The sequence below is a fragment of the Gilvimarinus agarilyticus genome, assembly GCF_000832015.1.
In the GTDB taxonomy this organism is placed as follows: Bacteria; Pseudomonadota; Gammaproteobacteria; order Pseudomonadales; family Cellvibrionaceae; genus Gilvimarinus; species Gilvimarinus agarilyticus.
Genome location: NZ_JXCJ01000001.1, coordinates 803,588 through 828,787, shown reverse-complemented (window position 1 = coordinate 828,787; position 25,200 = coordinate 803,588). Strand labels below are relative to the sequence as shown.

The window sequence follows — 25,200 nt, the reverse complement described above, 5'->3', positions numbered from 1 at the left end:
AAAAAGGCGCAACCCGAGAGTTGCGCCTTTTTTACCTCAGCTCAATTCGTATTAATAAACGAACTTCGCGGTCAGGGCCAGGCGGCGGTCATTGATAAACCAGGAGCGACCGGTTTCACGACCGAACTCATCCAACGTCATCAAGGTTTCCGTCTGGGTGTCGAGCAGGTTAGTAGCCTGCAGGCCGATGGTGAAGTAGTCATTCACCGTGTACTGCACCGAGCCGTCAAGAAAGCCTGCATCGTCGTTCCAAATCGGCTGACCACTAATAACATCGCGAGTGGTTACCAAATACTTAGAGCGCCAGTTGTAGGCTAAACGAGCCGACCAGTCGTTCTTTTCGTACATCAACACTAAGTTGGCCGTGTGCTCAGACTGACCGCGCAACGGCAGACCTTCCAGCAAACTCAAATCAACCACCTCTAGACCTGGCTGTGGCGTATCGGGACCGCTGTCTTCGCCGTCAACTTCGGTCGTCGCCTGTGCGTCGCTGGTGAAGTTAGGCACACCTTCGGAATCAATAAAGGTGTAGTTAGCCTGGATACCAAAACCGTCAAAAGGCTCGGGCAACATATCGTAGAACTGCTGGTAAGCCAGTTCGATACCCTGCATTTTGCCTTCTTCACCGTTGCGAGTCGTCGTGAAGTCAACGGTCTGACTTACGCCGGTACTCGGGTTCGTAAAGGTCCGGGGCACCGCCCCCTCAATAAAGAAGTTGCTCAGATCTTTATAAAAGATACTGGCCGTAATAGAACCTACCGGCGCAAAGTACCACTCCAGCGAGGCGTCATACTGAATCGACTCCATCGGTTGCAAACCGGGGTTACCACCACTACCGATCCAGACCGCGTCGTTAACACCCAAGATGTTGATACCGTCGTCCACAGGGCCCGGCTCAACGATTTCGTTGGTATTGTTTTCGCGGGTCACAACCAGTTGCTGCGCACCCAAAACCGCCTGATTACGCACCTCAGACATATCCGGTAAGGCAATGGCTTTGGCAACCGCAAAGCGAGTAATCAAATCATCTGTCAGCTCGACTTTTAAGTTTAAGCTAGGCAGAAGACCATCCCATGAGGTGCTATCTTCCTGGTTTTCGTCTACGTTATTACCAAAGTTTTGCTCGGTTTCAGACAACCAATTGTTTGCATCCCGAGAGTAAGACATTAAATTGTTAACGTCGTCCAGCCAGTCTTGTTCGCTCGGGAACAAGCCTGGATCAAACGCACCCACTTGCTCTTCGGCCCACTTGCGGATAGCGCCGCTATCGGACAAATCAGTTGGGGCACCCTCTGGGTACGCCTGACCAATCATGTCCGGGTATTGAATCGAACCGAGGGCATCCCGATCCAACTCGACATAGCGTAAACCGACATTACCCGAAAAGCGCAGCGCGGTTTCGTCAGAGCCAAAGTCAAGGCGAACATAAACGGCCTTGTTAGTTTCCGTAGTATCGTAAATTTCCGCCTCGGTAAAATAGGTGCCGTTATTACCAACTTCTGGACGCTCATTGGCAGGATCCCATGCGCCTTCGGCACCCGGGTTGGCCTGCGGCAAATCGCGACCGGCAATCACATCTTTAAGCAACTGCTCTGTTGGAAAGAGGAAGCCACCACCTGGGATGCTAGCCACACCACCGCGGTGGAACTCGGACCAATCAACATACTCATAGCCATCGCTTAGCTCTTCGGTCTCCGAGAGCCACAAGGCGCCTTCACCACCATTTGGCCCCCACTCAGCGCCGATGCTGCCCCAGTTGTAGGGCGTCATGCGAACAATCTGGTTGCGGTCGGCGTAGCGTACACCCGCTTTCACAGAGCGCAAGAAATCCGAGTTATCAAAGTAGTGGGTAGCGTCAAAGCGCACGGCTTTTGACTCACCCTCTGAGCGCTCGTAGTGATCCATTGCCGAGCGCCACCAGTACGAGTCTGGGTCCTGGAAGTAGTTGCTGTCACCGGCCGGGTCATTCGAGAACCCGGGGAAGTCTTCAGCGTAGTATTCGGGGTTGGCATCACGACGGCCGTCCCACGGTTCAATAACGTTTAGATAAGGCTTATCCCCCGTCATAGAAAACTGCTGCAAACCGTAGAAGCCATTAGCGACCTGAAGATCATCGTCCTCTGTAGTCGCGTTTATCAACTGGAAGTCGCCTTCGAATTCCCAATCCTCATTCGGCGTCCACTTAAGGTTGAAGCTCAGGTCATCAACAATTGTGCGCGTATCTTTATAGCGTGTATCCGCTTGATACTTCTGGCCAAAATAATCGTTTTGAGTAACATAATTTTCTGGCGCATCACCCTCACCGGCCCAGCCACTTGGCACACGACCTTCGCCGCCGCGCCAGCCGCCACCATCGGTAATGTAGCCGGATTCAAAAATACCTCGCTCATCAAACGCAAACTCGGTACCAGGATAAGGACGGGCGCGACGGGTTTCACTCACAGAACCATCGTCGTTCTCTTCACCGTAGCCGCCCTGATACTTAATGGCGTTTTCTTTCCAGCTCAAGCGTGCGTCAGAGCGAATAAACTCCGCTGTGGCCTCTAACGTATCATCAGGGCTCGCCCACTGAAAGGCGGTGGCAAAGCCTTTACGCACCCGGTCATCTTCTTTGGTGAAGAAGTTAGAGCCGTTGGTCATCCACACTTGGTTGTTTTCATCCGCGACACTCGAGGGCGCGCCCAGCGTATCGGCGTTGTATTTTACAAAGGCGTCACTTTGTATGCCGTTCGATTCGCCGATTAACTCTGAGTAGGAGGCGTTAATCAAAAAGCCGAATTCACCCAGCTCTTCCGTATCCCAGCGGTTGCTGTACAAACCGGAAACCGTAGGCGACTCCTCTTCTGCCATATCGCCATAAGACACGTCACCGGTGAAGGCGATGCGTTGACCGTCTTGATCAAAAGGCTTACGGGTACGCAGGCTCACTGTCCCGCCAATACCACCTTCGATCATATCGGCGGTCTGGTTTTTATAAAGATCCACACCGGCCATCAACTCTGGTGGCACATCCTGAAAGTTCAGGCCTCGGCCTGAGCTGGCGGTAAAAGAATCGCGGCCATTAAACTCGCTTCGCGTTGCACTCATGCCGCGGATAACCGCGCCGCTGCCTTCAACCCCAAAGTGATCAGGATCTTCTGGCGCCTGGAAGCGCTCGATGGATACACCGGGCATACGCTGCATAGCTTCGAGCACACTGCGATCCGGCAACGAGCCTATGTCTTCGGCTGAAATAGCATCAACAAACGTATCTGCATTTCGTTTAATGTCCTGAGCATTTTCTAAGTTCTGACGCGTGCCGCTGACGACGATTTCTTCCAGCATTTCTTGCTCTAAAGGTGGTGTATCCTGAGCAAAAGTTGGAGAACCGATTGCCATAACACAAATAGCAAGCATCGACTTTTTGAAAGGGACAACTCTCTTGTTGTTGTCGCGATAAACCATAGCGCTTTACCCCGTTGTTATTATGTAACGTTGTTATTATGTAACTCAGTATCGACAGCTAGGCTCCGCTCATGCAGGTATTGCTAGATACGGGCTGCCAACACTTACCTAATGGATCAGCTTTCTCAACTCTTGCACGGTCACAGCATCTGAAGCGAATTAAGCCGGCTTTATCACTTATGTTTAGCCTCGACTAAAACACCGCCTCACACCCTCAAATAGTCATTAAGACCACTACTGCGATGTTGCCCGATGACCAGGTAATAGTCAAACAGTAAACAGGCTCGGTACATCGCTGGCAAAGCCACAACAAACTGGCTCCGCCGTGTAATACTTAGTTAGTGACTATGACCCTTGAGTTAATTGGCCGAGCCCGGCCTCGCAAGGCGCGGGCTTTAACTAAAACCTTTTACAACACCGCCTTACTCAACGGTGATTTGGCGTAAAAGAATTGGATCGGCTCCCTCTTCCCGGGCCGCTAAACCGCCGCCCTGAAGCTTGATACCTACACGGAGCGCAGCGGGCTCAGTCGGAACATCCTCCATAACACGCTCAAACCGATACCAACCATCACCCAAGTCTTCACCCGCACTTAAGGCAATGTTGCTACCATAATTACCCGCGTAGCTATCGCTGGCCTGCTGAATGTAAATTTGCATGGCCATGCCGGGGTTTTCTGTAAAGTAGTAATCGCTAAGGTACAGCTCAACCCCAACCGTCGCACCTTCTAGCTCGGGCAGCTCACCTTCTTCCGCAAGATACATCACCGTGCGCTCATCACTGTCCATACCCTGCCAGTTAGGCGCAATGCTTAGCGCGCCCGAATCGGCGTCGTAGGACAAATCTGGAGCACCTTCAAGGCCCTGCCAGTTGTCGTTACCCCACGTGCCGGCGTCGACAGTTTCTTGCGAAGGCACAAGGGCGAAAGGCCCTGTGTCGCCACCGCCGGCATTAATGTTGATCTGCATGCTATTAATGGTTACGCGACCGGCAACCTCGTTTTTAACCTGCAGGCCCACACGAATGTTTTGCCCTTCTTCGGCCACAAACGCTTCGTTTTCTGTAGCACAGTTCACCTCGTAGGGCTCGCCCGCCGTTAATGAACCATTACCCACATAACAACCAAATTCGCCGGTGTAGCTGCCAAAGTTAAGTTGCATAATCGGTTGAATATCGGCGCCGGAATCTTTAAAAGCCTGATCGACAGTAATGGTCATATCAAAGCTGCGACCAACCAGATCTGTCGGCCCTTCAAGCAAGTACACAAGCTTTTGATCCGCTGCCGAGGGCTCATAAAACACACCTGTGTCATCACGCTGAACGGTGACTTCGTCGGTGGCGTCCATCACGGTCCAGGCCGGATCATCGGCGGCCACAATTAATGGCCCGCTGCCAGATGCTGGCGTCATGGTGACGTTGTCAAACCACAGAGGCCCATTAACCTCAGGTGCTTTGCCATTCGCTATCAGGCGCACGCCAATTTCGTTGATATCTCGTAAAGAAAAGCCTTGGTCGTGCCACGCGAAGGTGCCGTAGTCGAGGTACTCAGTGCCGTCGATTACGACAATTTCGCCGGTACCGGCCGCCAGCTCCCACATCTCAATGCGATTCCAACCCGCTTTTGGCGGATAAGCGCGACTTACGCCCTTAAGGCCAGCGGCGTTACTGAGCAATAAGTGCATGCTCATGTTGCCATCGTTGGCGTAAGCATCGCTGACATAAACCCAAATACTGGCGGCGGAGCCAGCCATGTCATCCACTTCACCCACGGCGCCGTAGATATCCAGCATATCGCTGTCGCTAGCCCAGGTAGGCTCGGCCGCCAAAACCTCTTCACTGCCATTCCAGCTAAAGCTCGCTGTCGCATTGCAGTTATCCACACAGCGGCTAGCCCAACCATCGATGTCAGTTTCTTCAGAGAAAGGAATATAGGTATAAATCTGTGGCTCGCCGGGTTCGAAATCACCCGAGCCCGAACCGTCGGTGCCGCCGCCATCTTCTCCGCCAGAGCCCTCAGATGGAGATGAAGTACCCGCTCCTAAATCAAGATCCCCGCCACAGGCCGAGAGCACAAAGAGCGTGCAGAACACAATGAGTAGTTTTTGTAACATATTGAAGCCCTCTATTATTCTAGTCTTCAGCTTAATTATTATTGAACGAAGCAGACCGGTGTCGGTAAACTTTGCGTCATCTATAGCGTGCTGGCCACATTTGAAAGCCCCTAATAAGAGACTTTGAGCACTCAAACTGACCGCAGTGTCAGTAACATACCACACAAATATTCTAATTGACTATAAGTCTTATAGATTTTCTTTGAATATTACGCTAGCAGCAATCCGGAGGTAACGTTAACAACGCCCTAGCTTTACATTGAGGAGGACAAGCCGCCGAGAATCAGCCACTTTTGAGACCAGCGAACCATCAATTGCCCCACCCCGACCGAACACGCCTTAGGCAGGAAAAGCATTCATCCTATCGACGTTGACACTCATCTCGGCGACAGCTCATTAGCGAGCAGACAAAACCCAACTCGCGTGCGTTAGTTGGATATATGAGTATAGCAACCCACCACCACTTTGCATCCGTGGCCACCTATTGAGACGTTACACATTCTTTTCCGACAAACGGATGCAAAGCTCGACGCCTACTTAATCTCAACCTTAGTCAAATACGCTTTTTCCTCACCAATATCAGTCGTCGCGCCCGTCACCGTAAACTCGCCTTGCGCGCGAATATCCGCTGACGAACTCCCAACCATAACCTCAAAAACACCAGGCTCTAAGATGTAATTTAAGTCCTGATCATAAAAGCCAAGTTGATTTGCGGCCACGTCAAAACTTACGGTACGGCTTTGGCCTGGCTGAAGCTCTACACGCGCAAAACCTTTTAGCTCCTGAACAGGGCGAGTCAGTGAGGCAACTTTGTCGTGCAGGTACAACTGAACCACCTCTGTCCCTGTGCGCTTACCCGTATTGGTGATCGTCGTGCTCAGCGTCACCGAGCCCCCAGCTTTAACAGGGCTTCCACTCACCGTTAACTCACCGTATTTAAACTCGGTATAACTTAAGCCGTGACCAAACGCATACAGCGGCGACATATCACTAAACGCATAGCCGCGTTTGGCGGTGTTTTTATGATTATAATAAACAGGTAGCTGGCCCACTGAACGCGCAATCGTTACCGGTAATTTACCACTGGGGTTAACATCACCAAACACGGTACGAGCGACAGCATGACCAGCCTCTTGCCCAAGATACCAAAGTTCCATAATGGCCGGCGCTTTTTCGGCGAGTTCCGGAATCGCCAAAGGTCGTCCGTTTTGTAACAGCACCACCGTAGGCGTGCCCGTTGCCAAAACCTTTTCGACCAACTCACGCTGATCGCCTAATAGCTGTATGTCAGTGCGATCACCCAGGTGACCTTCCGCCCACCCTTCACGCGAAGTCTGTTCATTACCGCCCACTACGATCAACGCCAAATCACTGGCCGCCGCAAGTTTCACGGCTTCATTCATTAAACCTTTTTTATCGTCGGCAGTGGCCAATACGATATCATCCGTATTCCAGCGCTCCTTCGAGCGCGTGTTGGCGGCAACAGAGTCTACACCCGCCTCTCCTTTATCGATCGTTAATCGTGTACCTCGAGCAAAGGTCACATCGGCTTTTCCGGCTAAATAGGTTTGAACCCCCTCAAGGATACTTACGGTATGACGCGGTACATCGCTGTAGCCACCCAACATACCTTCATCGGCATGCGGGCCAATCAAAGCAACTGACTTGAGTGTAGCGGCATCGATAGGTAATAGATTTTCGTCATTTTTAAGCAGCACGATGGCCTGCTCAGCAACCGTTTGCGCTAACGCCTTGTGCTCATCATTACCAATAAAACCATCGACACCAGCGTCGTCAGTGTAGGGATTTTCAAACAAGCCAAGCATAAATTTTTCATGCAATACACGGGCAACAGCGGTATCAATCAAAGACTCATCCACCTTACCTTGCGCAACTAAATCTACCAGCGCGGGGTAAGTATCGCCATCAGGAAGTTCCATATCGACGCCCGCTTGTAACGCGGCAACGGCGGCTTCCGCTTTAGTTGCGACAATGTGGTGGCGGGTCATAAGCTCGGAAATGGCATAGTAATCACTTACCAAAACGCCATCAAAACCCCACTCTCCACGAAGAATATCGTTGAGCAATTTTCCATTCGCGTGGGATGGAACGCCGTCAATTTCATTGTAGGAGGCCATAACACTGCGTGCACCAGCAAGCTTTACGGCCGCCTCAAAAGGAAACAAAAATACCTCACGCAAGGTGCGCTCACCCACTGGCGTCGGTGCGATGTTCATTCCACCGGTAGGCTCGCCATGACCGGCCAAGTGCTTTAAAGTAGCAATCACCCGATCCTTGCCAACGTCATCGCCCTCTCCCTGAAACCCGCGCACAGCCGCGACACCCATCTCGGCAATTAAGTACGGATCTTCACCCATCGTCTCTTCAATTCGGCCCCAGCGCGGGTCGCGCGCTACATCTAAAATAGGGGTTAACGCCTGTTGTCCACCACGGCGCCTAACTTCAGCCGCGCTCACCGTGTACATTTGTTCGATCAATGTAGGGTTCCAGGTGCTCGCCAGTGCAATCGCCTGAGGAAAACTCGTTGCGTCGCGCGCAGCATGGCCGTGCAAAGCCTCTTCATGAAAAATAGCGGGAATGCCCAGGCGAGTATTTTCAATCAGCCAGCGCTGCGCATTATTAACAAACGCAACCGTTTGCTCAGGCGTTTTGTTGGTGGTTATTTGCGCTTTATTTTCGGATGGGCGGGCAATTTGCCCCACTCCCAAACCTAGAATCTCTTTTGCTTTGGCGTCGGTAAACTCACCATCGCTGGTTTCGAGGTCTTGCCTTGCCGCCCAAATGGCTTGAAGCTGGGCCACCTTCTCTTCAAGGGTCATTCGGCGCAGCAGATCATTCACTCGCGCATCGACAGGCAGGCTTGCATCTTTGTAGGCTGGCGACTCCGACGCTGAGGCCGAAACTGCACCAAGCAAACTCATACCGATAAACGTCATCATGGAAAAAAGCCGGGCATTACGATGAATCATATGTGCACCTATATTCTAGTATGGCTTTATTATGAAGGTGGATTCTAGGCGAACCACCGTGAACATGGCTCTTGGGCGACACGATTTTTCTATAAAAAAACGGGCCTGTTGCGCTCACGCTGAGAACAACAAGCCCAGTTTGTATAGCGTCAATTAATGGCTTTTAGCCCATAGTTAGCGGACAAAACGATTAATAATATTTTCGTAGAGTTCCTGCTGACCACTGGTTTGCGCCGGCTCGCCACCTGCATTGCCAATGGCAGCTAGCGCTTCGAGGCTCAGATCGCCGGCCTCAAATTTAGCGCCATCGCCTGCGTCAAACGTGGCGTAACGCTCTTTGCGCATCTGCTCGAGCTTGGAGTTTTGCAGCAGATCATCGGCAATAATCAGCGAGCGGGCAAATACATCCATACCGCCAATATGGCCGTGGAACGTATCAACCAGATCCGTAGAGTTACGGCGACGCTTGGCATCAAAGTTAACGCCGCCGCCAGCCCAACCGCCAGCGCGCAACAGCACCAGCATCATCTCAACGGTCTCGTTGATATTGTAAGGGAACTGGTCGGTATCCCACTGGTTTTGGTAGTCACCGCGGTTAGCATCGATCGAGCCCAACATGCCGGCGTTAGCCGCCACTTGCATCTCGTGATCCATGGTGTGACTAGCCAGCGTCGCATGGTTGGTTTCGATATTCAGTTTAAAGTCTTTGTCCAAGCCGTGGTGACGCAAAAAGCCAATCACAGTTTCGCTGTCAAAGTCGTATTGATGTTTAGACGGCTCCATTGGCTTTGGCTCGATCAGGAAGTTACCTTTAAAGCCGTTGGCGCGACCGTAATCACGAGCCATGGTTAAGAAGCGAGCCATGTGCTCTTGCTCGCGACCGATATCCGAGTTCAGCAAGCTCATGTAACCTTCACGGCCACCCCAGAACACGTAGTTTTCACCGCCCAAGGCAATAGTTGCATCGATGGCGTCTTTTAACTGAGCGCCGGCAAACGCCACCACGTTAAAATCCGGGTTGGTAGACGCGCCGTTCATAAAGCGCGGGTTGGTAAACAGGTTAGAGGTGCCCCACAAAAGCTTCATGCCAGAGGCATCCTGCTTCTCTTTTGCCCAACCCGTCCACTGCTGCAAACGCTGTTGCGTTTCGGCGCGGCTGCTACCTTCTTCAATCACATCAACATCGTGAAAGCAGTAAAAGGGCGTGCCGATTTTAGTAAAAAACTCGAATGCCGCATCGAGTTTCATGCGCGAGCGAGTCTCGGCATCTTTGCCTTCGTTCCAGGGAAACTGCAGTGGGCCAGGGCCAAATGGATCGTGGCCGGCACCACAAAAGGTGTGCCAGTAGCAGGTGGCAAAACGCATGTGTTCTTTTAGCGTTTTACCGGCAACCACACGATTTTCATCGTACCATTTAAACGCTAGCGGGTTGTCCGACTCGGGACCTTCGTAGGCAATTTTGCCAACACCTTTGAAGTATTCTTTATCACCAATGAGTACACTCATATCAAATCACCTTTGCTAAAAATCAGCGGCCGTCCCGCAGGCGCCACTTAGTCTGTTAATCGTTTATTCTGTTAAACGCTCTCGATTAGGCGCACACCAAATGCGCCCTGATATTGCTGGCCGGGCTCAAGTATTTGCAGCCCTTCACCTGTATTCAATGCGTCAACACCGCAACTCATAGGCTCAATGGCCAATGACTGGCGCTCGGGTGGTGTATATAACTGCAAAAAATTCATGCCATTATTGCCGGTGCGCTGCCATAGCTCGAGCCCAAAGCCCGCCGCCGGATTAAAAAAGCGCACACATTGATCGCCTTCGACATCAGCCTTCAAAGCAAAACAATTATCTAATACCGTATCACCGAGTCGCACTGGCTGTTGAAACCGCTCGTCCGCCACGTACTCTCCCGTAGGCAGCATGCGCTCATCGATAACACTGCGCTGCATCGCAGGCGCCTGCAGTTGACACTCCGCCAAGTCGCAACCCAGCGTGTAATAAGGATGCCAACCAATGCCAAAAGGTATTGCACACGCATCGTGATTGACGACGGTTAACTCGACATCCAATGCACCTTCAGCCCGCAGGGTATAGTTCAGTTCAAGGTCAGCTGCAAACGGATACCCAGGCTCGTCTCTACACGAATAGTGCAACTGCACCGAGTGCGCTGTGGCCGTTTGCTGCTGGGCGACAACACTGGCCTCTTTTGCAAACAAAAAGCCGTGCAGCGCCGTTTGGCTCGCCGTCTCATTTATCGCAAATTGATGCGACTGACCGGAAAACTGATAGCGACCATCGCGCAACCGGTTGGGAAACGGAAACAATAACGCACTGCGGTAACCCGGATTATTAGGTAACTCGCCCTGCGCCACGCCATCAATAACGTTACGCGCGCCACCCGCTGTTGCAAACTCAAGCGCATTGATCATGCCGCCAAACTCAGGGTAGAGCGTTAGGCGTGACTGACCGGCTTGCAAGTGCACTGGGGCGCTCATAACACGTCCTATTCGTTAACAAATGGCAGTTGATCCTGCCAGGCTTGATAGGCTGCTTGATATTCGTCGGCTTGAGCGCGATTGGGTTCGATCACATTAATGCACTCCAGACCAGCAAACGCCTCGCCCGCATTGGCGTAATAACCGCTGCCTAACGCCGCCCCGCGCGCCGCGCCCGCGGCACCATCGGTGTCGTACATTTCAATGGCCGCTTGCGTGGTGTTGGCAAACGTTTGGGCAAACACATTGCTTAAAAACATATTGCCTTTGGCGACTTTAATCACCTCGCAGCTGCCACCTAAACTTTTCAATACATCAAAGCCTTGGTTAAGAGCGAAGACAATCCCCTCTTGTGCCGCCCGCACCATATGACCCAAACCGTGACGATTAAAATCGATATTGCGAATATGCGCCCCGAGATTTTGGTTTTGATAAATACGCTCGGCGCCGTTACCAAACGGATGAAACACAAGTCCTTCACTACCGACGGCAACCTTTGCCGCTAAATCATTGAGTAGCGGGTAGCTAACCTCGCCGCCGGTGGCGAGCATTTGCCGCAACCAGCTGTACAAACGCCCCGTACCATTCACACACACCAGCACACCGTTGCGCCGCTCGGCCTCGGTGTCTGTTACGTGCACAAACGTGTTTACCCGCGACTGGCGATCGGCGGCGTTATTGTCGGTCACACCGTAAATCACACCCGAGGTGCCGGCGGTAGCGGCCACTTCACCGGCTTGCAGCACATTCAAGCTGAACGCATTGTTGGGTTGGTCGCCGGCGCGATAGCTAATCTTGACCCCGCTCTTTAAGCCGAGTTCAGCAGCAACGGCATCACTCACAAGGCTTTGCTCACCGATATTCGGCACTAGGGTTGGCAGTAACTCTGCAGGCATCCCCCAGTGAGCCAACAACTGTGCCGCCGGGGCGCGATCCAGGTAATCCCAAAAGGTACCCTCTGACAAGCCCGAAGGCGTTGTGGTTATCTCGCCCGACAAACGCATGGCAATAAAATCACCGGGCAGCATCGCTTTGTGCACCCGCGCGAACAACTCGGGCTCACTCTCTTGCACCCAACGCAGCTTGGCGGCGGTAAAGTTACCGGGAGAATTCAGCAGGTGATCAAAGCAGTAGTCGTCCCCCAGTGCCTTACGCGCTGCCTCACCGTAAGGCACGGCGCGGCTGTCACACCAGATAATTGACGGGCGCAGCACTTGCTGTTGCTCATCCACCAACACCAAGCCGTGCATCTGATAAGAGATACCCACCGCGTCGACTTGTTTTAAATCCACATCAGTCGTGGCGTCAATCTTTGCCAGCCCCTGCTTAACGCAATCCCACCAAGTGTCGGGGTCTTGCTCGGCAAAACCCGTCTGCGGGCTGCTGATTTCCAGCTCAGTCTCCGGGTAAGAGACCGCCGCCAGAGTGCGACCTGTCGCACCGTCAATAACCGCAAGCTTGGTAGACGAACTACCGATATCAAGACCGAGAAAGATCATGGCTCTCCACTTATCGTAATAATATTTAAGCGTTGCCCCTACGCTGCTAAATCAGCCCGAGCATATAAATTTGAAGGCAGTATGCCTTATTGTCCTTTTGACCACAAGACTTTTGCTTGAATTTTGCCCCAGTTTCGTCCAAATTACCTTGCTTTACAGATTAGTCAGCTTTCGCATTGACTAAACATGCACCTAAACTGTATATAAAAATGCTATCATATAGAAAAATAGCATTTAAGTAGTAACCTATATTTATTCAATAACCCCAGCCGGATTACACAGTGCCTGACACCGACCACCCTTATAGCAACCACGTAGAGCCAGCGCGAACGCCTGATAACGTTATCAAAGCGCTGTCCATCGACAACCTGATTTTTGGGCTCGACCACGGCCAGCTCGACGTCATGCTTATTAAGCACCGCGAGGGTATTAGCAAAGGCCGCTGGGGGTTACCCGGCGGCTGGATTCGCTATGACGAAAACCTACGCGACGCGGCATCACGCCACCTACACGAGCTCACCGGGGTGCAAAACCTTTACCTTGAGCAGCTTAAGACCTTTGGCCGCCTCGACCGCTTTCCCAGCGAGCGGGTAGTCACCATTGCCTACTATGCACTGGTAAGCGCTGAAGATTACAGTCTAGTCGCTGGTAACAATGCTGCCGACGCCAGTTGGTTTAATATTCGTGAACTACCCGAGCTTATCTACGATCACGCCGAGATCCTGCAATACGGTATCGAGTTTTTACAACAACAGGTGCGTCGGCGCCCCATCGGTTTTAACCTGCTACCGGAAAAATTCACCTTGCTCGAGCTGCAAGAGCTGTATGAGAGCATCTTGGGTACCAAGCTCGATAAGCCCAACTTTCGCCGCAAAATCATGAAAATGAACCTGCTCGCCAGCTGCGAAGAGAAACAACAGGGCGTTGCCCACCGCGCCGCCAAGCTCTACCGCTTTGACGAACAAGCCTATCAAGCCCTCACCGAAAAAGGCTTCTCTTTCGAGATCTAGCCTGATAAGCGGCCAGACACCTGCCGGCGTCTGGCCGCCCACTTCCTGTTAGTTATTTTTTACCCGCACCTTGAGCTTTGAGGCATTTTTGACTATCTTATGGTTTTTGTGACCATAAGATGCGTGGGTAGCCGTTTCGTTTGCAACAATAAAAATGCGGATAACCCATAAGGGTAGCCATAACAGCGACAACAAAATCGCTGCCAGCCGCCAGCAAATGCCACCGCTACTCTCGTAGATATACCGACACCGAGCTCAACACTATGCTGATGCAACCGATCAAAAAGTTTCTGCAGCTTACCGCCCTAACGGCGGCAGCCCTCTGCGGCCAGCACGCCGTGGCGCTGGGCGAGCCAAGCTACCTTACCGATACTCCGCAAGCAGGCGACTTGCGTTTAGTCGATGGCCGTAAAGCGGCCACGTTGTATCGCGACAGCGATGCCGACAGTGCCATCGCCCTGGCGCTGGATGATTTAAAAGCCGACATTAAACGCGTAACCGGTGAGCGCGCCACCGTAACCACCGAGCTCAACAAGCTCGGCAAGCAAGCGGTTATCGTCGGTGAGATTGGCCACAGCGAGGTTATTGATCAATTAATTGCCCAGCAAAAAATTGATGTCAGTGACATCGTCGATCGCTGGGAGGGATACTTAATACAAGTGGTGCAAAACCCCGTGGCGGGTGTCGAGCAGGCGCTGATCGTAGCAGGCAGTGACCGCCGGGGTACCGCCTACGGCTTATACGATATCAGCGAACAAATTGGTGTCTCGCCCTGGTACTGGTGGGCCGATGTCCCGGTAAAAAAATCCTCTGATCTCACCATTAAAGCCAGCACACGGATCACGGACGCGCCCAAAGTTAAATACCGCGGCATCTTTTTAAACGATGAAGCGCCCGCATTAACCGGCTGGGTTAACGAAAAATTCGGCAACTACAACCACGAATTTTACGAGCATGTGTTTGAGCTGCTAATGCGCTTAAAGGCCAACTATATGTGGCCGGCCATGTGGAACAACGCCTTTAACGATGACGACCCGCTAAACATGGTACGCGCTCACGAGCACGGCATTGTGATGGGCACCTCGCATCACGAGCCCATGATGCGCGCCGACAAAGAGTGGAACCGCTACGGTAAAGGCGCATGGGATTACGCCACCAACCCAGACGAATTAGCCAGGTTTTGGCGCGCCGGCGCGCAGCGTAACAAGCCATACGACAGTATCTTCACCATGGGTATGCGCGGTCAGGAAGACACCCCCATGAGCGAAGAACAAAACATCGGGTTACTGGAAGCCATCGTCGAAGAGCAGCGCAACATACTCTCCGGGGTGTTTAACGATCGCGATGTCAGTGACGTGCCGCAACTGTGGGCGCTGTACAAAGAGGTGCAGGGCTACTACGAAAACGGCATGCGTGTACCCGAGGATGTCACCCTGCTGTGGGCCGACGACAACTGGGGCAATATTCGCCGCCTGCCAACGCCGGCCGAGCGCGAGCGCAGCGGCGGCGCCGGGGTTTACTACCACTTCGACTACGTCGGCGGCCCACGCTCCTACCGCTGGATGAACGTCACCCCCATTGCCAAAATTTGGGAGCAAATGAATTTAGCCAACGCCTTTGAAGCCGATCGTATTTGGATCGTCAACGTGGGCGATTTAAAACCACAAGAATTTCCCATGGAGTATTTTTTACGCCTGGCGTGGGACCCGGCCGACTGGCCCAAGGAGCGTATCACCGAGTTTGGCAAACTGTGGGCCGAGCGCGAATTTGGCCCGGAGCACGCCACCGAGATCGAGCAGTTAATCAGTGGCTACAGCCGTCACAACGGTCGCCGTAAGCCCGAGCTTATGTCGCCCGATACCTACAGCCAGCTGCATTACAACGAGGCCGATCGCATCAGCGCCGGACTGACCGAGCTACTGGAAAAAGCCGAAGCCATTTACGACGACATCCCCCGCGCCCAGCGAGACGCGTTTTTTCAGTTAGTGCTGCACCCGGTAAACGCCACTTACATTGTTAACGAGCTGTACAACGTCACCGCCAAAAACCGCCTGTACGCCAACCAGGCCCGTGCTAATGCCAACCTTTATGCCGAGCGGGCAAACGAGCTGTTTCAAGCCGATGCCGAACTTACCGAGCGCTACCACGATATTAATGGCGGCAAGTGGAATCACTTTATGGCGCAACCCCATATTGGCTATACCCACTGGAACAACCCGCCCGCCAACACCATGCCGGTCACTTACCACTACCAGGCCAACGCCGCCGCTGATATGGGCGTCGCGGTAGAGGGTATGAGCGAGGCGTGGCCCGAAGCCGGTGCGCTTGCGCTGCCTGAGTTTAGCCCCTACGGGCCCACCAGTTATTACGTGGATATTTATAACCGCGGCACCGAGCCTTTTGATTTCACCGCCACCCCCAGTGCCGACTGGGTATCAGTGAGCCGCACCGAGGGTGAAATCGAGCTCAGTGAACGCGTGTACGTGAGTATTAATTGGGATCAGGCGCCCACCGGGCAACAACAAACCAGCCTACTGATTAAGGGCACCGGATGGGGCGGCGCCAAGATTACTATCAACGCCTTAGTGCCCACACCAGAGCAGCGCCGTGAGGTGACAGGTTTTGTCGAGGCAGGCGGCGTTGTCAGTATTGAAGCGCCCCACTACACCGGCAAACAAACAGTGGCCGGTGCCGAATGGCAAACCATTGAGCAACTCGGCCATACACAAGGTTCCATTTCGGTGTTTCCGGTTAGCGACACCGAGTTCAGCGGCAATATTGATGCGCCCTGGGTGGAGTACGACGTTTATTTATTTAGCAGCGGCGAAGTGACGCTCAGCGGCCTGTTTGCCCCCAGCCTGAATTTTGTACCAGAGCGCGGCTTGCGCTACGCCGTCGCCTTTGACGACGCCGAGCCTCAGGTTGTCGACATCCTGGCGGACCTGTCTCAGCAAGCATGGGCACAAGCCGTTAGCGATGGAGTGAGACGCTCCAGTAGCGTGCATCACATCGAGCAACCCGGTCACCATAAACTGCGTATTTACGCCATTGACCCGGGCGTGACCCTGCAAAAACTGATTATCGATACCGGTGGTTTACAACCTAGCTACCTCGGCCCTCCCGAGAGCTACCACCGAGCCCCCTAACCCTGGAGCAACCTCAGGAAGCTTTCCCCGGTCGGATTTATCCACCGGGGTTTTTTTTAATCTTTTTTCGCAACAAATAAAAATATACAGATAAAAAAGTGTCTACACTTGGGTACAAATTTAAAAACTTCCTATCGATAACACGGAGGAGTCTCCATGCCATTACCCTATCGTTTAGCGGGCGTCTTAGCGGGCGCCGTGCTTGCGGGCTGCAGCACAACACCGATGCCTAATATCTCGACGACCCTGCTTGAAACTACCGGGCAAAACGGCCGCGCCTGTGTCGACACGAGCGATATCCGAGGCTATGGCGTACTCGAGCAAGACGTCATCTCCATCGACGCCCGCAGCAACTATTATCTCGCCACCGTGCTACCCGGCTGCAACAACCTTGAGGTATCGGCACGGGCTATGTTTAGCAGCCGCTTCTATGAAGTGTGCGGCGGCGGAATGGATCACGTGCGCACCGGTGGTGACAATTGCACCATTCGCAATATGTTTGAGTTTGAAAGCCGCGAAGAGGCCTTTGCCGCTCACGATGCCGCCATAGCCGCACGCAAAGCCGCCGCTGAGCAAGCCGAGTAACCACGGCAACCTAAACACAACCGCCCTCGGCCCCGATACATTATTGTCGGGGCCGCCTTACATTTGCGCGACAGCCTATTACGTTTATTTAAGGCACCTCTGAATAATAGAGTAATGCCTCTGCGAGACCTCAAGCGTGCAGTTACAAGGCGCAGGCCAAAGCTAATGGCCTTAGCCCTTAGCAATGACTGCAACGCCGCAAATGTGCGCTTGAAGTCTCGCCCTTCTGGGCTTGCACTATTGTTCAGAGGTGCCTTAACAAATTTAAACTGTCACCCACCATAAGCCTGCGCCATGCTCTTGTGACAAAAACACACAGCAACAGGACCTCCACATGCCTAACCCAACAACTCGCCGGCATCCCATTTCACTGGGGGCGGTGTTAGCCGCCGGTATTAGCTTATCCGCCCAAGCAGACGATATTGGCCAGTTTGCGGCTCAGGCCTCTATCGGGCCTGTTGCGCACCAGAGCGAGGCGACATTCGATGCCCGGCAACAAGGCTACATCATCACCGCCTCGGGCAAAAACAGTGAACAGGACGACGGCCTGAAGCTGCTGTACAACGAATTATCAGGCGATTTTATTGTTCGCGCCCAGATAGAGCTTCAGGGCGCCCAACCGCACCTCAAAGCAGGCTGGAATGTACGCGAAAGCCTCGCCCCTGACGCCGCGCATGTTTTTGCCGGGGTTTACGGCAGCGGCTTAGCCTCACTGCAGTTTCGCCCCGCTACAGCCGCTAGCACAGAGGAGTACCACCTTAAAATAGACGCCCCCGATGTGATTCAGCTAGAGCGCCGCGGCGATACTTATATTTTTTCGGCGGCCAACTTTGGCGAGCCCTTCCAGGTAACGCAAGTCTCTCACCTAAAGTTACACGACACGCTGCAGGTGGGGCTCGCGGTAACCGCCCCTAATACCGGGGCGATAGCCTCCGCCAGGGTTAACAACGTGCGGATCATTAAACCGGCGGCTCCGGACTTTACCCCGTACCAGGATTATATTGGCAGTAACCTCGAAATTATGGAGATGGATAGCTTTAACCGGCACATTGTCCATCGCGCGCCCAACTCTATTCAGGCGCCCAACTGGACCCACGACGGGCGCACCTTAATTTTTAACGCCGAGGGCTTGCTGTATAACTACGACATCGCCACGGGCCAGGTGAGCGAGCTAAACACCGGCTTTGCCGACAACAACAATAACGACCACGTTTTATCCTGGGACGGCACTCACATTGGTATTAGTCATCATGCCGCTGAAGAGGATGGCCGCTCTACGCTGTATACGCTTCCATTAACGGGTAGTGACACGCCCCGACAAATTACCAAGCCCGGTGTCGGACATTCGTACCTGCACGGCTTTGCCCCCGACGACCGGTCACTGATTTTTACTGCCGAGCGCAAGGGCCAGTACGATATCTACTCGGTGGATATTGCCAGCGGCGCAGAAACCCAGCTGACCAACACCAAAACACTCGATGACGGCTCTGAATACAGCCCCGATGGCAGCAAGATCTACTTTAACTCCAACCGCACCGGCACCATGCAACTATGGCGTATGAACCCGGACGGCAGCGGCCAGGAGCAACTTACCTTTGACCGCTATAACGACTGGTTTCCCCATGTTTCACCCGACGGCAAAACGCTCGTATTTTTGTCATATATGGATGATATAGACTCGGGAGATCACCCGTTTTATCGCCATGTGTATTTACGGCAAATGCCCGCCAGCGGTGGCGAGCCTCGTATTATTGGCTACCTGTACGGTGGTCAGGGCAGCATTAATGTGCCCAGCTGGTCACCCGATGGTAAGCGCATCGCGTTTATCAGCAATACTCAGCTGCGCGACTAGCGTCAGGTATCAGGCAGCGCTTGACACTTTGCCGCAAGGATCGTCTACACTGAATGTCTGTCGCATTTCGCTGCAGGCATTCAGGGCCCGATCAGCACCCGGCCCTTTACTGATAAAAACGACTTAATCCCGGTAACCTTTTATGAAGTTAGCACGAATTGATATTGACCAAGTCCTACCGCTACGTCACCTCGTGCTTTGGCCCGACCGTACCGAAGATTTCTGCCGCATCAGCGGTGACGAGGACGCCCTGCACTATGGTGCTTTTATCGACGACAAACTGGTGTGCGTCGCCTCTATATTTATCGAGGGCGGCGATGCCCGCCTGCGCAAATTTGCCACCCTGCCCGAGTATCAAAATCAGGGCATTGGCAGTGCACTGCTGGCCCATATCCTGGATGAACTAAAATCAGACCATGATGCCAAGCGCTTTTGGTGCGATGCCCGCTCATCGGCCACGGGTATCTACAGCCGCTTTGGCATGGCGGTAGAGAGCGAGCCCTTTAGCAAAGGCGGCGTCGATTACGTCAAAATGGCCAAACGCCTGTAACCGCCGCAATACCCACAACCTGCGAGCAATGCCCCCATGAGCGATACCCCGGAAGACGCCGCTTTCTACAAAACGCTGCTGGAATCGACCCACGCGATTCCCTGGAAAATCGACTGGGAGACCATGACCTTTGCCTACATCGGCCCGCAAATTGAAAAACTGCTTGGCTGGAGCACTGACAGCTGGATAAGTGCCAACGACTGGGCTGAGCGAATGCACCCGGAGGACCGCGATTGGGTGGTCAACTTTTGTATTTCGCAATCTAAAGAGGGCGTCGATCACGAGGCCGATTACCGCGCTTTGTGCGCCGACGGCAGCTACCTTTGGATTCGCGATGTAGTGCACGTAGTTCGCAATGACGAAGGGGCGGTCGAGTCACTGGTGGGCTTTATGTTCGACATCAGTGAGCGCAAGAAAATTGAAGATAAACTGGTCACCCTGCAGCAAGAACTCGAAGAGCTATCTTTTAAAGATGGCTTAACCGGTGTCGCCAACCGCCGCATGCTCGACTCCGTACTGGATAAAGAGTGGAGCGATGCCCGGCGCAACAGCCAGCCACTATCTGTCATTATTTTTGATATTGATTATTTTAAACAGTACAACGATCATTTCGGTCATATTCAGGGCGACGACTGCCTGAGGCTGGTGGCCAAAACCCTCAGTCAGGGCGCCACCCGCCACCGGGACTTCTTTGCCCGCTACGGTGGCGAGGAGTTTATGCTGATCCTGCCAGACACCGACAAAGCCGCCGCCGCCAAAGTGGCCGAGCGCTGCCGCGAACTCATTTTTAAGCAGCAACTGCCTCACCCAAGCTCCGCCACCGGCCCCGTGGTCACCGTCAGTCAGGGAGTGGGTACCATTACCCCTAAGCCCACTGACTCGCCCAAGACCTTTATTCAGAGCGTGGATAAAAGCCTGTATCAGGCCAAACAAAGCGGCCGCAACAAAATCATGACCGGTTAGGGCCTATCCTGACGCCAGCAGCTGAAACGGACTTGTAGTTTGGGCAAAACATCGCTAATCTTATGGTTTTATTGACTATAAGAAACAGCAAGGCGCCTACCGAGCGCCACCCAAGTGTATGAGGAACTTCCCGGCGTGAAAATTACCGCAGCCAAAGTAATTGTTTGCAGCCCCGGCCGCAACTTTGTCACCGTTAAAATCACCACCGATGAGGGCGTGTACGGAATTGGCGACGCCACTCTAAATGGCCGTGAAAAAGCCGTTGTCTCTTACTTAGAGGACTACCTTCTGCCGGCGCTCATCGGCCGCGACCCGCAGCGCATTGAAGACATCTGGCAGTTTATCTACCGCGGCGCTTATTGGCGCCGTGGGCCGGTGGGCATGACCGCGCTGGCCGGTATCGATACCGCCCTGTGGGACATCAAAGCCAAGCTCGCCAATATGCCCCTGTACCAGCTGCTAGGGGGGCGCAGCCGCGACCGGATCATGGCTTACACCCATGCCAATGGTAAGGATCTACCCACAACACTCGAGGCCGTAGCCCGCGCACGCGATGCCGGCTATCAAGCTATTCGCGTCCAGTGCGGCATCCCCGGCGTGGCCAGCACTTACGGCGTTGCTAAAGAGGGCCAAGCCTACGAGCCCGCCGATGCCGACTTACCCACCGAATCTGTGTGGTCTACCGAAAAGTACCTAAATTTCACCCCCAAGCTCTTTAAGGCCATCCGCGACGAGTTTGGCGATGATTTACACCTACTACACGATGTGCACCACCGGTTAACACCAATCGAAGCCGCCCGCCTGGGAAAAGAGCTGGAGCCGTACCATTTATTTTGGCTGGAAGATGCGGTGCCCGCCGAAAACCAGGAAGGCTTTAAGCTGATTCGCCAGCACACCACCACCCCCATTGCCGTGGGTGAAGTGTTTAATAGCATTCACGACTGCCGCGAACTGATCGAGAATCAGCTGATCGACTATATCCGCACCACGATTGTCCACGGCGGAGGCATCACCCATGTGCGACGCATTGCCGATTTAGCCTCGCTCTACCATGTGCGTACCGGGTTTCACGGTGCGACAGACCTGTCGCCCGTATGCATGGGCGCCGCACTGCATTTTGACTACTGGGTGCCCAACTTTGGTGTGCAGGAGCACATGCCCCACAGCCCGCTGATGGAGTCGGTATTTACCCGCGACTATGAATTTAAAGATGGCTACTTCACTCCGGGCGAAACCCCCGGCCACGGGGTAGACATCGATGAAGCCGAGGCCGCCAAACACCCGTATAAACGCGCCTGCCTGCCCGTTAACCGCCTTGAAGACGGCACGCTTTGGCACTGGTAATAACGGCCCCAAAAAACAACATTATTAACACGCTAATCTGACAACCTAAAACGATAACTGGAGACTGTCATGCACTTTAAAAAAAATCTGACACTGCTTGCGATGCTGGCCGCCATGGCCGCCTGTAGCGAACAAGAAAGCCAAAGCATCGCCACCCCCAATGAAGCTCCCGCCAAAGCCACCACCGCTAGCGCCGAAGAAGTGCCCGATGTGGTAGCCAAAGAAGCGGAAAACCGGCGCATGGCAGCCGAGCGCAAGTTCGTCTCGCAGCCGCTGGTCACCGAAATTTACACCGCCGACCCATCGGCCCACGTATGGGACGACACCCTGTACATCTACCCCTCCCACGATATCGAAACCGACATCCCCATGGATGACACCGGCGCGCACTTTGCCATGCGTGACTACTATGTGATTTCCATGACCGAAGCTGGCGGTGAAGTCACCCTGAGCGACGTGGTACTGGACGTCGACGATGTGCCCTGGGCCGAAAAACAAATGTGGGCACCCGATGCAGCCCGAAAAGGCGATAAATACTACTTGTACTTTCCCGCCAAAGATTACGACGGCATCTTTCGTATTGGCGCCGCCGTTAGCGACTCACCCACCGGCCCGTTTACTGCTCAGCCCAAGCCTATTGAAGGCAGCTACAGCATGGACCCAACCGTTTACCAAGACACCGATGGCGAGTATTACATGTACATTGGCGGCATCTGGGGCGGGCAATTGCAGCGCTGGACCACCGGTGAATACGTAGCCGAAGACAGCTACCCCGCCGATGACGAACCCGCCATTGCGCCATTGATTGCCAAAATGGGCGACGACATGCTCAGCTTTGCCGAAGAGCCCAAAGAAGTCATGCTGCTCGACCGCGACGGCACACCTATCAAGCACGGCGATAACGAGAAACGCTTTTTTGAAGCCGCCTGGGTACACAAGTACGACGGCACTTACTACTTTTCGTACTCTACCGGTGATACGCACAATATTGCCTACGCCACCGGCGATAACCCCTACGGCCCATTCACCTATCAAGGCGTGGTGCTAGAGCCGGTATTGGGCTGGACCAATCACCACTCCATTGCCGAGTTTAACGGCCAGTGGTACGTTTTTTATCACGACACGCAACTCTCGGGTGGCCAGACTCACCTGCGCAACGTAAAAATGATGCCCATTCAGCACAACGAAGACGGCACCATCGAAACCGTTAACGCCTTTGCCGATTAACACCGCGTTAAACAAAAAAGCCGGGGCAAATGCCCCGGCTTTTTATTGCCTTTTATCAGTGCAATGTTTGCTTTTGTTTTGCTAGTGTGCAGCAAACTTCTTAAAGAAATCATCGGTTGTCTCGAGCTGGTTAAAACCAAATATCCAGGTCGCTTCTACCGTATCAGAGAAATCAAACCCTCCCACGGCAATCGTCGGGTTATCGTAACCGGCATGGCCATTGTTTTCGTCGCTTAAACGTTTAGCTTCTATCCACAAAGGCGCCAACGCTTTGTGCTCTGCTAACCGACTCCACCACTGCCCGTCTTTATTATTAAAACTCGGCGTGCCGTTACCGCCACCATTTCCATCGGGAATCTTGCTGTAATCGGTATACTCACGCACGTACAACAAATCTTCAGGCGTCGTCGCATTTTCGTTCCAGGTGCTGTGCTGAACCGTGTGAATACGTTGCTTGCTGTTCAGTTTAGGCAACGCGGCGCGAATCGATTTCACCAAAGCGGCGCTAAAATCCGACTGCCCCGCTTCCTGAAGCCATACATCGCCGCCCTGTTGTAACGTTTTTTGCGCAAGCTCGCTCGCGGCTTGCACCGCTGCCTCGCGATCACCGTGAGCATCAACCCACCTTTTGCCAAAAGCCAGCTTAAAAAGCTTAGGCGATGGAATATAGCTACCGTCCTGTACTCCATAGGCGCCAGCAACGGCCAAATAATTAACATTACTCAGTGACTCGTGTTGCAGCATCGTTCCCAGTGCCGCCACGGCCTGAAGATCATCGGGGTCAGGCTTACTATCAAAGTTGGCAATCAATAAATCCTGCTCTTGGTTAAACAGGCCATTGACTGCTTGCGTGGGCCCAAAGCCATCGGCCTTGGCGCCGTACGAAACAAACAGCAATAATAGAGTGGTCATTAAACGAGAAGATTTTATCACTAACATGGCTTTATCCTTTTTATAGTAAACACCAGAAAGGGCATTTTATGGTTTGTAGGGTGTTACTCCCGCTAGCAGGCTGTTGAAAAACGTTTTCTAGGCAGACGACTTCAACGCCGCAGCGGCCACGCAGATAGTCTTCAACAGCCTGCTAGTAAAGCTATGCTGAGGCAAACAGCCTGTCAAACCAAGTCGGTGAGTTTTATAAAGCTTTACCTACACTTACAGTATCAGTCATCGTTTTTCACATCGTCACCTATGAGCCTCAGCGACGGGTAACGTTACTTTCAATGTAGTGCCTACCAAAGGGCGCCTCTGTTAATTTTTACTGCTCTGGTCGATCTCATCCTGTGTAAGCAACCGGCTACTGCCTGGCGCCAACGGCCCAAGCGTAATCGCCCCCACTGACACCCTGTGCAGCGCCAATACTTCATTATCAAAGAACCCAAACATGCGCTTTACCTGGTGATATTTTCCTTCAACCAGCGAGAGTCTGGCGGAGTAATCGGACAATATCTCTAAGCTGGCCGGTTGCGTGGTGATACCCTCATAGCCAAAATAAATACCCTCGCGAAACGCCGCCATATAATCTGCGTTTAATCGCTTTGACAAGGTTACTTCGTAAGTCTTAGGGAGTTTTGTCTCGGGTAAGCTGAGTTTTCGGGACCAGGCACCATCGTTGGTGAGCAATAGCAGACCAGTGGTATTAAAGTCTAGTCGGCCAACGATGTGCAGATCATTTTTTTCAGGGTGATCAATCAAATCCAGAACCGTCTTGTGCTTGCCGTCCTTAGTCGCGCTAACTACCCCTTTGGGCTTGTGTAGCATCAAATAAATCGGCTGCTTATCTTGCAGGCAGTTATCATCCAATACAACACGAGAAAACTCCGAAACCCGTTGTTGGATAGATTGGGCCACACAACCATCTACCAAAATCCGCCCCTGCGCCAACAACAGCCGAACGTCCGACATAGCAAACTCACTGTGCTGAGAAATAAAACGGTCGAGGCGACTATTGCGAGACTTCATAGAGTACGTCAAGTTATAG

At 53.1% G+C, this 25,200-nt stretch carries 16 protein-coding genes; 8 read left to right on the top strand and 8 right to left on the bottom strand.

The features are described 5' to 3' along the window. Positions 1-51: 51 nt before the first annotated feature. From SD69_RS03690 to SD69_RS03665, 6 genes are all read right to left on the bottom strand, one after another. Positions 52-3,378 (bottom strand): TonB-dependent receptor, encoded by a 3,327-nt coding sequence (locus SD69_RS03690; RefSeq protein WP_052481341.1) that lies wholly within the window; start codon positions 3,376-3,378, stop codon positions 52-54. Between the two features lie 488 nt (positions 3,379-3,866). Next, complete coding sequence (locus tag SD69_RS03685; protein ID WP_041522137.1) at positions 3,867-5,555, bottom strand: family 15 carbohydrate-binding domain-containing protein; 1,689 nt, start codon at positions 5,553-5,555, stop codon at positions 3,867-3,869. 533 nt (positions 5,556-6,088) lie between these two features. Continuing rightward, positions 6,089-8,545 (bottom strand): glycoside hydrolase family 3 N-terminal domain-containing protein, encoded by a 2,457-nt coding sequence (locus tag SD69_RS03680; RefSeq protein WP_198144051.1) that lies wholly within the window; start codon positions 8,543-8,545, stop codon positions 6,089-6,091. Positions 8,546-8,719: 174 nt separating this feature from the next. Further along, a complete protein-coding gene (xylA, locus tag SD69_RS03675) occupies positions 8,720-10,051 on the bottom strand; it encodes a xylose isomerase (RefSeq protein ID WP_041522136.1) in 1,332 nt (443 codons plus the stop codon). Between the two features lie 71 nt (positions 10,052-10,122). After that, positions 10,123-11,043: an aldose 1-epimerase gene (locus SD69_RS03670; protein WP_041522135.1), complete on the bottom strand. Its 921-nt coding sequence runs from the start codon at positions 11,041-11,043 to the stop codon at positions 10,123-10,125. An 8-nt stretch (positions 11,044-11,051) separates the two neighbouring features. Next, positions 11,052-12,542 carry a xylulokinase gene (locus tag SD69_RS03665; protein WP_041522134.1) on the bottom strand — a complete coding sequence of 497 codons (1,491 nt, stop codon included), beginning with the start codon at positions 12,540-12,542 and terminating at the stop codon, positions 11,052-11,054. A 281-nt stretch (positions 12,543-12,823) separates the two neighbouring features. Here SD69_RS03665 and SD69_RS03660 point away from each other — a divergent pair, with 281 nt between their 5' ends. The 8 genes from SD69_RS03660 (at position 12,824) to SD69_RS03625 (ending at position 23,219) form a co-directional block, all read left to right on the top strand. Beyond that, complete coding sequence (locus tag SD69_RS03660) at positions 12,824-13,552, top strand: NUDIX hydrolase (RefSeq protein WP_041522133.1); 729 nt, start codon at positions 12,824-12,826, stop codon at positions 13,550-13,552. Positions 13,553-13,815: 263 nt separating this feature from the next. Continuing rightward, positions 13,816-16,698, top strand: a complete 2,883-nt coding sequence (locus SD69_RS03655; RefSeq protein ID WP_232301148.1) for a glycosyl hydrolase 115 family protein — start codon at positions 13,816-13,818, stop codon at positions 16,696-16,698. Between the two features lie 156 nt (positions 16,699-16,854). After that, positions 16,855-17,283, top strand: a complete 429-nt coding sequence (locus SD69_RS03650; RefSeq protein WP_052480858.1) for a DUF6491 family protein — start codon at positions 16,855-16,857, stop codon at positions 17,281-17,283. A gap of 334 nt (positions 17,284-17,617) precedes the next feature. After that, positions 17,618-19,135, top strand: coding sequence for a TolB family protein (locus SD69_RS03645; RefSeq protein WP_052480857.1), 1,518 nt, complete (start codon positions 17,618-17,620; stop codon positions 19,133-19,135). A gap of 142 nt (positions 19,136-19,277) precedes the next feature. Continuing rightward, the gene (locus SD69_RS03640) at positions 19,278-19,685 is read left to right on the top strand and encodes a GNAT family N-acetyltransferase (RefSeq protein WP_041522132.1); all 408 of its coding nucleotides are present in this window, start codon (positions 19,278-19,280) and stop codon (positions 19,683-19,685) included. A gap of 36 nt (positions 19,686-19,721) precedes the next feature. Continuing rightward, entirely contained in the window at positions 19,722-20,648 is a 927-nt protein-coding gene (locus SD69_RS03635) for a sensor domain-containing diguanylate cyclase (RefSeq protein WP_041522131.1), read from the top strand. A 135-nt stretch (positions 20,649-20,783) separates the two neighbouring features. After that, positions 20,784-21,992 (top strand): D-mannonate dehydratase ManD, encoded by a 1,209-nt coding sequence (manD, locus tag SD69_RS03630; RefSeq protein ID WP_041522130.1) that lies wholly within the window; start codon positions 20,784-20,786, stop codon positions 21,990-21,992. A 240-nt stretch (positions 21,993-22,232) separates the two neighbouring features. Next, a complete protein-coding gene (locus SD69_RS03625) occupies positions 22,233-23,219 on the top strand; it encodes a glycoside hydrolase family 43 protein (protein ID WP_232301240.1) in 987 nt (328 codons plus the stop codon). Positions 23,220-23,300: 81 nt separating this feature from the next. On the opposite strand, the gene SD69_RS03620 is transcribed toward SD69_RS03625, so the two are convergent. Both SD69_RS03620 and SD69_RS03615 read right to left on the bottom strand, forming a co-directional pair. Continuing rightward, positions 23,301-24,158 (bottom strand): hypothetical protein, encoded by an 858-nt coding sequence (locus SD69_RS03620; protein ID WP_041522128.1) that lies wholly within the window; start codon positions 24,156-24,158, stop codon positions 23,301-23,303. A gap of 312 nt (positions 24,159-24,470) precedes the next feature. Further along, positions 24,471-25,181, bottom strand: coding sequence for a pseudouridine synthase (locus tag SD69_RS03615; RefSeq protein ID WP_041522127.1), 711 nt, complete (start codon positions 25,179-25,181; stop codon positions 24,471-24,473). Positions 25,182-25,200 lie beyond the last annotated feature (19 nt).

Bases quoted from the DNA above. Each gene is read 5' to 3' on its own strand.
- SD69_RS03690 (WP_052481341.1), bottom strand. From the start codon at position 3,378: ATGGCAATCGGTTCTCCAACTTTTGCTCAGGATACACCACCTTTAGAG.
- SD69_RS03685 (WP_041522137.1), bottom strand. From the start codon at position 5,555: ATGTTACAAAAACTACTCATTGTGTTCTGCACGCTCTTTGTGCTCTCG.
- SD69_RS03680 (WP_198144051.1), bottom strand. From the start codon at position 8,545: ATGATTCATCGTAATGCCCGGCTTTTTTCCATGATGACGTTTATCGGT.
- xylA (WP_041522136.1), bottom strand. From the start codon at position 10,051: ATGAGTGTACTCATTGGTGATAAAGAATACTTCAAAGGTGTTGGCAAA.
- SD69_RS03670 (WP_041522135.1), bottom strand. From the start codon at position 11,043: ATGAGCGCCCCAGTGCACTTGCAAGCCGGTCAGTCACGCCTAACGCTC.
- SD69_RS03665 (WP_041522134.1), bottom strand. From the start codon at position 12,542: ATGATCTTTCTCGGTCTTGATATCGGTAGTTCGTCTACCAAGCTTGCG.
- SD69_RS03655 (WP_232301148.1), top strand. From the start codon at position 13,816: ATGCTGATGCAACCGATCAAAAAGTTTCTGCAGCTTACCGCCCTAACG.
- SD69_RS03650 (WP_052480858.1), top strand. From the start codon at position 16,855: ATGCCATTACCCTATCGTTTAGCGGGCGTCTTAGCGGGCGCCGTGCTT.
- SD69_RS03645 (WP_052480857.1), top strand. From the start codon at position 17,618: ATGCCTAACCCAACAACTCGCCGGCATCCCATTTCACTGGGGGCGGTG.
- SD69_RS03640 (WP_041522132.1), top strand. From the start codon at position 19,278: ATGAAGTTAGCACGAATTGATATTGACCAAGTCCTACCGCTACGTCAC.
- SD69_RS03635 (WP_041522131.1), top strand. From the start codon at position 19,722: ATGAGCGATACCCCGGAAGACGCCGCTTTCTACAAAACGCTGCTGGAA.
- SD69_RS03625 (WP_232301240.1), top strand. From the start codon at position 22,233: ATGGCAGCCGAGCGCAAGTTCGTCTCGCAGCCGCTGGTCACCGAAATT.
- SD69_RS03620 (WP_041522128.1), bottom strand. From the start codon at position 24,158: ATGTTAGTGATAAAATCTTCTCGTTTAATGACCACTCTATTATTGCTG.
- SD69_RS03615 (WP_041522127.1), bottom strand. From the start codon at position 25,181: ATGAAGTCTCGCAATAGTCGCCTCGACCGTTTTATTTCTCAGCACAGT.